Source organism: Streptomyces sp. NPDC058683 (assembly GCF_042716195.1).
Classification (GTDB): domain Bacteria; phylum Actinomycetota; class Actinomycetes; order Streptomycetales; family Streptomycetaceae; genus Streptomyces.
In genome coordinates this window covers 147,805-156,291 of record NZ_JBHXSK010000026.1, presented here as the reverse complement: position 1 = coordinate 156,291, position 8,487 = coordinate 147,805, and the positions used below count along the sequence as shown (strand labels likewise).

The following is an 8,487-nucleotide window of genomic DNA, read 5'->3' as shown; positions in this document are numbered from 1 at the left end:
GCCCCTGTTCTGTCTAACTTATATTCCCATCTTGCTTTTTTATCACCCCCGCGGGGCCCGCGTCGCGGTACGCGCCGCGGGGGGGGCCCCGTCCACACACAGATACCCTTGACATGTGACCGACGCCCAAGACACCGCAGCAGACAGTTCACTGCGCACCACCGGGGGCACTCCCCCGGACGACGCCGGATCTTCTGTGACGGGGGCGCCGACTCCCCTGCTGGAGCCGCGTGAGGGCATTCCGCCCGTGGTCGCGGACGAGGATGCACTCGCCCGGGTGATCGCGGCGTTCGCCGCCGGCTCCGGTCCCGTCGCCGTCGACGCCGAGCGCGCGTCCGGCTACCGGTACGGGCAGCGCGCCTACCTCGTCCAGCTGCGCCGCGAGGGCGCCGGTACCGCGCTGATCGACCCCGTCGCCTGCCCCGATCTCTCCGGCCTCGGCGAGGCCCTGGCCGGCGTCGAGTGGGTACTGCACGCGGCCACCCAGGATCTGCCCTGTCTGCGCGAGATAGGCATGATGCCCAGCAGCCTGTTCGACACCGAGCTGGCCGGGCGGCTCGCTGGCTTCCCGCGGGTCGGGCTCGGCGCGATGGTCGAGAGCGTCCTCGGCTTCGTCCTCGAAAAGGGCCACTCCGCCGTCGACTGGTCGACCCGGCCGCTGCCCGAGCCGTGGCTGCGGTACGCGGCGCTCGACGTCGAGCTGCTGGTGGATCTGCGGGACGCCCTGGAGAAGGAGCTGGACCGGCAGGGGAAGCTGGAGTGGGCACGGCAGGAGTTCGACGCGATCGCGTCCGCGCCGCCGGCCGAGCCGAGAAAGGATCCCTGGCGCCGGACGTCGGGGATGCACAAGGTGCGGCGGCGCCGGCAGCTGGGCGTGGTGCGGGAGCTGTGGCAGACGCGCGACCGGATCGCGCAGAAGCGGGACGTGTCGCCCGGCAAGGTGCTCAGTGACGCGGCGATCGTGGAGGCCGCGCTCGCACTGCCGGCGAACGTGCACGCCCTCTCGGGGCTGAACGGCTTCGGGCACCGGATGGGGCGGCGGCAGCTGGAGCAGTGGCAGGCGGCGGTGGACCGGGCCAAGGCGCTGCCGGACGCCGGGCTGCCACTGCCGGGGCAGCCGGTGACGGGGCCGCCTCCGCCACGGGCGTGGGCCGACAAGGATCCCGAGGCGGCGGCTCGGCTGTCCGCGGCGCGGGCCGCGGTGTCGGCGCTGGCCGAGCAGCTCAACATGCCGCAGGAGAACCTGATCGCGCCGGACTCGGTGCGCAGGCTCTGCTGGGAGCCGCCGAAGGTCATGGACGCCGAGACGGTGGGAGCGACCCTGGCGGGGTACGGTGCGCGGCCGTGGCAGGTGGAGCAGGTGACGACGGCGTTGGTGACGGCGCTGTCCGCCTAGGCGGGTCTCCCCGGGCCGCTCCCCCGGCCCGTTCCCTTTCCGGCCCACCGGGTACCGACGGCCGGACTCCGGACTCGGCCCTCCAGCGCGCACCACGGCACAGCTGAAGAGCCGACGTCCGCAGTGATCCCGCTAATCCCGCTGGTCCAGGAGTTTTCCGGCGTGCTCCGGGGCGGCTTTTTCGGCGTGCTCCGAGAGCTCTTCGAGTTCTTCGTCCTGATCCGGGAGTTCGTCCGCCGTTCGGCCCGGCGGCAGGTCCGGGTCGGGTGCGCCTTCGAGGAACACGGCGTACAGGTTCTTGCCTCGGTCCACCGACAGGTCGATCTCCGGCAGGAGTTCCGGAACCGCGATCGTGGTCACCAGATTGCGGTACATGCGCGAGACCCGCGCCTCGACGTTCCCCATGTGCCGATCGAGGGTGTTCGAGATCAGCACCAATCCGGCCCAGCCCCCCGCGACCTGGTGTGCCTGTTCCTCCAGATCGACGAAGGGTTTCAGCTCTCCTCGTCGCCGGGCTTCGGTCAACTGCCCTGTGTTGAACGCGATCCAGTCCGGCCAGGGCGTTCCGTAGGTTTCTGGTGCGTTGCCGTGAAACGACAGCATCAAGGCGGCCTGGAGAGCGCTCTCCCTGGAGATGCGATGGGCCAGGATCATGCCGATGTCGACCATTTCCTGGAGCATGATCCGCTGCTTCTGCAGCCCGTCCATGCTCAGCGTGTCCTCCATGATGGCCGACGCCACTTCGAGCTTTCCGCCGGGGAAATGCCGGTAGAAGGCCCCCTTGCTCGTCCGTGCGGCGGTGATCAGGTCGCTTACCGAAGTCCCTTCGTAACTGTCCGCCACGAAGAGTGCGCCGGCACTGTCGAGGATTCGCTGCCTCGTGTCAATGGCGCGCTGTTGCCGCCGTCGCGGCCTACGCAGGTTGCTCATTCGATCTCGCCTTCGAGTCCCATTCGCCGGTTGAACTCGAAGCCCCGAAAAGCCGCACCACATTCGCAGGCCAGGGAATTCCAGGGCTTCGCAATAAGCCGGAAAATACCGCGTACGCGCCAATCAGCCTCCCGATACTACCCCGAAGGGGCAGGGCAGCCCCATGTAATGGCCACTAGCGCCTTTCGACCATGACCTCCCTCGTTAAGCGGGACACGGGCTCCCGCCCCACGACCGCGGCCCTGACAGCACTGCCACCCGTGCTTGCTTGACGTCACAGCGCCTGAGTTCCAGACTTGGCGCCGACAGAACAGACCGAGTAGTCCCTTCTCACGCTGACCACATCCCAGAAGCGAACGGCCCGTCCTGTACTCCGAGGACATGGTCGACGCTCTCCCTGCGGATGGAGACGGTCACAGCAGAAGAGACCGTTCGGTCCCAACAAGACCAGGTGGCGTCGTATGACGGGTCGGGCGGTCCAGCGGACACGCCGCCGCATCACACCCATCCGCACGGGGGGTCACATGTATTCCGATCGCGTTCGGACACGGTCCGCCGAGCCGTCGGCGTCGGTGTACGGCCGGCTTTGTCCTCGACGCGATCCGTATTCGGTTCCGGCCCCTATGGGCGGCATCCGTGGAGCAGACGCGCGGATATCCGACGCGATTTCCTCGTCCGTCACGTGCGCGTGAGTAACCCGGGCGGCCGGATGTCCGCCCGTACCCGCTGACCCCCTTCGGCCTCACACCCGTCTGCTTGGGAGCTCGCACCGATGACCATCCCCGCCGCCCCCGCCGCGGCCGTCGTACGGACCGACCCCGCCGCCGGCATCGCGGCGGTGATCGCCCCGTACGACGGCGGGGTTCCGTATCCGGTGGCGTTCGCCCGGCACGGCTGGCGGACGGTGGCCGTCGTCCCGGAGCGCCGCCTGCGGCCAGCCGCGTACCAGAGCTCGCCGATACCCGCCGGATACACCGGCACGGTCGTGCACCGCGGGGTCCGGCAGACGGTCAAGGCGCTGCGGGCGCTGGGGGTGTCGGCCGTCGTCGCGGGCAGCACCGGGGGCATCGAGCCGGCCGAGCGGATCGCCTGGCAGCTCGGCCTTCCCGGCGCCGATCCGGCGTGCTCACCGCTGAGGTACGACCGCGGGGCGCAGGCGGACCGCCTGGCACGCGCCGGGATCCCCGCTCTGCGGGGCATCCGCACGACGAGTCCGGCCGACGCCGTGGCCTGGGCGCGCACCCACCCCGGGCCCGGCTACCTGCTCGCCCCGGCGGCCACCGGAACCCCGGTCGACCCGGTGGAGTGCGGTGACGAACGCCGGATCAGCGCTGCCTGGCCGGCCATGCGGCACGCGGCCGTGCTGCACTCCGGCAGCGCGCACCTGGTGCTGAGCGAGCGGCCCTCCCGGCTCCAGTACACGGTCAACACCGCCACTCGTCCGGGTCCGGACGGCCGCCCCGAGCACGTCGTCACCGACCTGTGGGCGGACGTCCACACCGGTGACGGCCGGTTGGACCGTACCGACCTGCTCCCTCCGGGCGGCCCACTGGCACAGACCCTCGCGCTCCGCACGAACCGGGCGCTCGACGCCCTCGGCGTGGTGTGCGGCCCGGTCACCACCCGGCTCGCGTACGGCGCCGATGACGAGCTGCTGGTGGTGTGTGCGCTGGCGGCGCCCGTCGTGACACCGGCCGACGAGGCGTTGCGGACGGCGACCGGCCGCAACCGCGCCGCCGACGCGCTGGGCACCTGGATACCGCCGGCCGCCACCGCCCGGTTCACGCCCGCTCCGAGCGGACAGCACATCGTGCGGGTGCACATGCGTCCGGCCGCCGGGATCGCCCCGTGGCTGGGAGCCGTCCTGCGCTCGCTGCCCACCGTGGTCGCGGCGAGCGAGATCCGCGTGCCGGGTGCGCCCGTGTCCGCCGAGGCCGTGCTCAGCAGCAGCGAGCCGCGGGCCATCGAACGGGACTACCGCGTCATCCGTGCGCTGGAGCACCACGGATGACGCTCTCCGGGCCGTCCATGACCCCACCTCCGCCCTCCTGCGCACACCACCACCCGAGAGGAGCCCCCGTGCTCACATCACCCCGGTCCCGCCCCGTCCACGCCCACGCCCCGGAGACCTGCGGCAGCGGGCAGCCGGCGACATCCGGCCGGTACGCGAGACGCGGCCGCCCCATCCACGCTTCAGGCCCGCACGGCCCACGCCTGATGACGCAGAACGCCCGCATCCTGGAGCTGGGCGTACGGCACGCCGACCCGCACCAGCGGCGTCGGCCGCAAGCCCCGGCGCTGCGGGGCGCTCACCGCGCCGCTCCCCGCATGAAGCCGTTGTAGACGAAGCGTTGCAGGCACAGCACGACGACCAGCGTCGGCGGGATGACCAGGATCGCTGCCGCCTAGATGATCTCCCCGTGCGCTCCGCAGGGGCCGCGGAAGCGGAACAGGGACGTCGAGATCACGCCAAGATTCTGGGCGGCATGCAGGGCCTTGCGGCGCGGGAACCGGGAGAGCGCCTGCTGTGCGGCTTCGAGTTCCGCGGCGGTCTTGTGCCCACCCACGCGGCGGAGCCGCATATCGATGCAGCCCCGCGCCCCTGACGGGGCGCTCCAGCGACGGCACCTTCTTATGTGACCTTCGCCGCTCCGACCGTCAGGGGTGGGCAGTCACGTTACTCATAAGTAGCATGGGCCTGAGCGCGCGCTCAGCGCATGCAGCAGTGCCATCCCGCACCCTGGAGGAGAGCCAATCGTGCCTCGTACCGTCAGGGATGTCGTCTTCGTCGACGGCGTCCGTACCCCGTTCGGCAAGGCGGGCCCGAAGGGCATCTACCACGAGACCCGCGCCGACGACCTCGTCGTGAAGGCGATCCGGGAGCTGCTGCGCCGCAACCCCGGGCTGGACACCAAGAAGATCGACGAGGTCGCCATCGCCGCGACCACCCAGATCGGTGACCAGGGTCTGACCATCGGCCGTACCGCGGGCATTCTCGCGGGCCTGCCGACCTCCGTGCCCGGCTACTCCATCGACCGCATGTGCGCCGGCGCGCTGACCGCCGTCACCACGGTCGCCGGTTCCGTCGCCTTCGGCGCGTACGACATCGCCATCGCCGGCGGTGTCGAGCACATGGGCCGCCACCCGATGGGCGAGGGCGTCGACCCGAACCCGCGGTTCGTCAGCGAGAAGCTGGTCGACGAGTCGGCACTGTTCATGGGCATGACCGCCGAGAACCTGCACGACCGCTACCCGGGGATCTCCAAGCTGCGTACCGACGAGTACGCGGTGCGGTCGCAGGAGAAGGCCGCCAAGGCGTACGCCAACGGCAAGATCCAGGCCGACCTGGTGCCGATCTCGGTGCGCCGGACCAACCCCGAGGGCGGCGAGACCGGCTGGGGTCTGGTCACCGCCGACGAGCCGATGCGGCCGGGGACCACCCTGGAGAACCTGTCGGGTCTGAAGACGCCGTTCCGTGTGCACGGCCGGGTCACCGCGGGTAACGCTGCCGGTCTGAACGACGGCGCCACCGCCTCGCTGATCGCGAGCGAGGACTTCGCCCGCGAGAACAACCTGCCGGTCAAGATGCGGCTCGTGTCGTACTCGTTCGCCGGTGTCGAGCCCGAGGTCATGGGCTACGGCCCGATCCCGGCCACCGAGAAGGCCCTCGCCCAGGCCGGGCTGAGCATCTCCGACATCGGTCTCTTCGAGATCAACGAGGCCTTCGCCGTGCAGGTGCTGGCCTTCCTGGAGCACTACGGCATCGCGGACGACGACGAGCGCGTCAACCAGTACGGCGGCGCCATCGCCTTCGGTCACCCGCTGGCCTCCTCGGGTGTGCGTCTGATGACGCAGCTGGCCCGTCAGTTCGAGGAGCAGCCGAACGTCCGCTACGGCCTGACCACCATGTGCGTCGGCTTCGGCATGGGCGCGACGGTCATCTGGGAGAACCCGCACTTCGAGGGGGACAAGTGAGCACCACCGCCGAGCTTCTGAAGCAGGCCTCGGACCTGTTCCCCGACGAGGTCGTGACGTCGGCGCACGTACGCCACTTCGACCTGCCGTCCGGGGCCGGCCGCTTCGCGCTGATCACCCTGGACAACGGCCTGGACCACACCAAGCCGACCACCTTCGGCCCGGCCTCGCTGGCGAACCTGAACACCGCGATCGACCAGGTGGAGAAGGAGGCGGCCGACGGCACGATCGTCGGTGTCGGTATCACCGGCAAGCCGTTCATCTTCGCCGTCGGCGCGGACCTCAAGGGCGTCGAGCTCCTCAAGGAGCACGAGCACGCGCTCGCCATCGGCAAGGGCGGCCACGAGGTCTTCAAGCGCCTCGCGGGTCTGGCCGTGCCGACCTTCACGTACTACAACGGTGCCGCCATGGGCGGTGGCGTCGAGGTCGGTCTGCACTGCACCTACCGCACGGTATCGAAGGCCATCCCGGCGTTCTCGCTCCCCGAGGTGTTCCTCGGTCTGGTCCCGGGCTGGGGCGGCTGCGCGCTGCTGCCGAACCTGATCGGCGCCGACAAGGCCGTCTCGGTCATCATCGAGAACAGCCTCAACCAGAACAAGCAGCTCAAGGGCCAGCAGGTCTTCGACCTGGGCATCGCCGACGCCCTCTTCGAGGGCGCCGACTTCCTGGAGCAGTCCCTGATCTGGACCGCCCAGGTGCTCAAGGGCGACATCGAGGTCGAGCGCCCGGTGATCGACCGCGGCGAGGCCTGGGACCAGGCCGTCGCCAAGGGCCGCTTCATCGCGGACTCCAAGGTGCACGGCGCGGCCCCGGCCGCCTACCGCGCCCTGGACATCATCGCCGCCGCCAAGAACGGCGACCTCCAGCAGGGCTACGACGCCGAGGACCTGGCGCTCGCCGACCTGATCATGGGCGGCGAACTGCGTGCCGGCATCTACGCGTTCAACCTGGTGCAGAAGCGCGGCAAGCGGCCCGCGGGTGCGCCGGACAAGAACCTGGCGCGTCCGGTCACCAAGGTCGGTGTCGTCGGCGCCGGCCTGATGGCCTCGCAGCTGGCCCTGCTCTTCCTGCGCCGCCTGGAGGTGCCGGTCGTGCTGACCGACATCGACCAGGAGCGCGTCGACAAGGGTGTGGGCTACGTCCACGCCGAGATCGAGAAGCTGCTCGGCAAGGGCCGTATCAACCAGGACAAGGCCAACCGCCTCAAGGCCCTGGTCACCGGTGTGCTGGACAAGGCCGAGGGCTTCTCCGACGCGGACTTCATCATCGAGGCCGTGTTCGAGGAGATCGGCGTCAAGCAGCAGGTGTTCGCGGAGGTCGAGGCGGTCGCCCCGGCGCACGCGATCCTCGCCACCAACACCTCCTCGCTGTCGGTGACGGAGATGGCGTCGAAGCTCAAGAACCCCGAGCGGGTCGTGGGCTTCCACTTCTTCAACCCGGTCGCGATCCTCCCGCTCCTGGAGATCGTGCGCGGCGAGCAGACCGACGACGCCTCGCTGGCCACCGCCTTCGCCGTCGCCAAGAAGCTGAAGAAGACCGCGGTGCTGGTGAAGGACGCCCCGGCGTTCGTCGTCAACCGCATCCTCACCCGCTTCATGGGCGAGATCCAGAACGTCATCGACGAGGGCACCCCCGTCGAGATCGCGGAGAAGGCGGTCGAGCCGCTCGGTCTGCCGATGTCCCCGCTGGTGCTCCTGGAGCTGGTCGGCCCGGCCATCGGCCTGCACGTCTCGGAGACCCTCAACCGGGCCTTCCCGGACCGCTTCACGGTCTCCCCGAACCTCGCCGCCGTCGTCAAGGCGGGCAAGCGCGGCTTCTACGTGTACGACAGCGGGAAGCCGGAGCTGGACCCCGAGGTCGCCGCGCTGCTCAAGCAGGGTGACGTGGTCCTCACCGAGGAGCAGGTCCGTGACCGCGTCCTGGACGCCGTCGCCCAGGAGATCGGGCTGATGCTCGACGAGGGTGTCGTCGCCGAGGCTCAGGACATCGACCTCTGCCTGATCACGGGCGCCGGCTGGCCCTTCCACCTGGGCGGCATCACGCCGTACCTGGACCGCGAGGGTGTCTCCGAGCGCGTGAACGGCAAGAAGTTCCTGGCGCCGGGCGTGGCGTCGGTCCCGGCGTAACGGCCGACAGCAGAAGGGGGCCTCCGCGATCCGCGGAGGCCCCCTTTCGCATGCCGTGGA

Annotated in this window: 6 protein-coding genes and 1 pseudogene; 5 read left to right on the top strand and 2 right to left on the bottom strand. The window is 70.2% G+C overall.

All coding sequences use genetic code 11. The features are described 5' to 3' along the window. Positions 1–115 precede the first annotated feature (115 nt). Positions 116–1,396 carry an HRDC domain-containing protein gene (locus ACFWXC_RS28010; protein WP_384483049.1) on the top strand — a complete coding sequence of 427 codons (1,281 nt, stop codon included), beginning with the start codon at positions 116–118 and terminating at the stop codon, positions 1,394–1,396. 132 nt (positions 1,397–1,528) lie between these two features. Here the strand turns inward: ACFWXC_RS28010 and ACFWXC_RS28005 are convergent, their stop codons facing one another. Beyond that, positions 1,529–2,326: a TetR family transcriptional regulator gene (locus ACFWXC_RS28005; protein ID WP_384483048.1), complete on the bottom strand. Its 798-nt coding sequence runs from the start codon at positions 2,324–2,326 to the stop codon at positions 1,529–1,531. 772 nt (positions 2,327–3,098) lie between these two features. Between ACFWXC_RS28005 and ACFWXC_RS28000 the strand changes: the two genes are divergently transcribed. Both ACFWXC_RS28000 and ACFWXC_RS27995 read left to right on the top strand, forming a co-directional pair. Next, positions 3,099–4,337: a hypothetical protein gene (locus ACFWXC_RS28000; RefSeq protein ID WP_384483047.1), complete on the top strand. Its 1,239-nt coding sequence runs from the start codon at positions 3,099–3,101 to the stop codon at positions 4,335–4,337. Positions 4,338–4,405: 68 nt separating this feature from the next. Next, the gene (locus ACFWXC_RS27995) at positions 4,406–4,669 is read left to right on the top strand and encodes a hypothetical protein (RefSeq protein WP_384483058.1); all 264 of its coding nucleotides are present in this window, start codon (positions 4,406–4,408) and stop codon (positions 4,667–4,669) included. On the opposite strand, the pseudogene ACFWXC_RS27990 reads toward ACFWXC_RS27995, so the two are convergent. After that, positions 4,636–4,809: pseudogene (locus tag ACFWXC_RS27990) on the bottom strand (carbohydrate ABC transporter permease); the annotation flags it as partial. The gene ACFWXC_RS27995 and the pseudogene ACFWXC_RS27990 sit on opposite strands and share 34 nt — an antisense overlap. 274 nt (positions 4,810–5,083) lie before the next feature. Between ACFWXC_RS27990 and ACFWXC_RS27985 the strand changes: the two are divergent. Continuing rightward, positions 5,084–6,301, top strand: a complete 1,218-nt coding sequence (locus tag ACFWXC_RS27985; RefSeq protein WP_384483046.1) for a thiolase family protein — start codon at positions 5,084–5,086, stop codon at positions 6,299–6,301. After that, positions 6,298–8,427: a 3-hydroxyacyl-CoA dehydrogenase NAD-binding domain-containing protein gene (locus ACFWXC_RS27980; protein WP_384483045.1), complete on the top strand. Its 2,130-nt coding sequence runs from the start codon at positions 6,298–6,300 to the stop codon at positions 8,425–8,427. The genes ACFWXC_RS27985 and ACFWXC_RS27980 overlap by 4 nt, the downstream gene beginning before the upstream one ends. Positions 8,428–8,487: the final 60 nt, after the last annotated feature.

What these genes read in the sequence shown, in the direction of transcription:
- ACFWXC_RS28005 (WP_384483048.1), bottom strand. Translation starts at nt 2,326, where the DNA reads ATGAGCAACCTGCGTAGGCCGCGACGGCGGCAACAGCGCGCCATTGAC.
- ACFWXC_RS28000 (WP_384483047.1), top strand. Translation starts at nt 3,099, where the DNA reads ATGACCATCCCCGCCGCCCCCGCCGCGGCCGTCGTACGGACCGACCCC.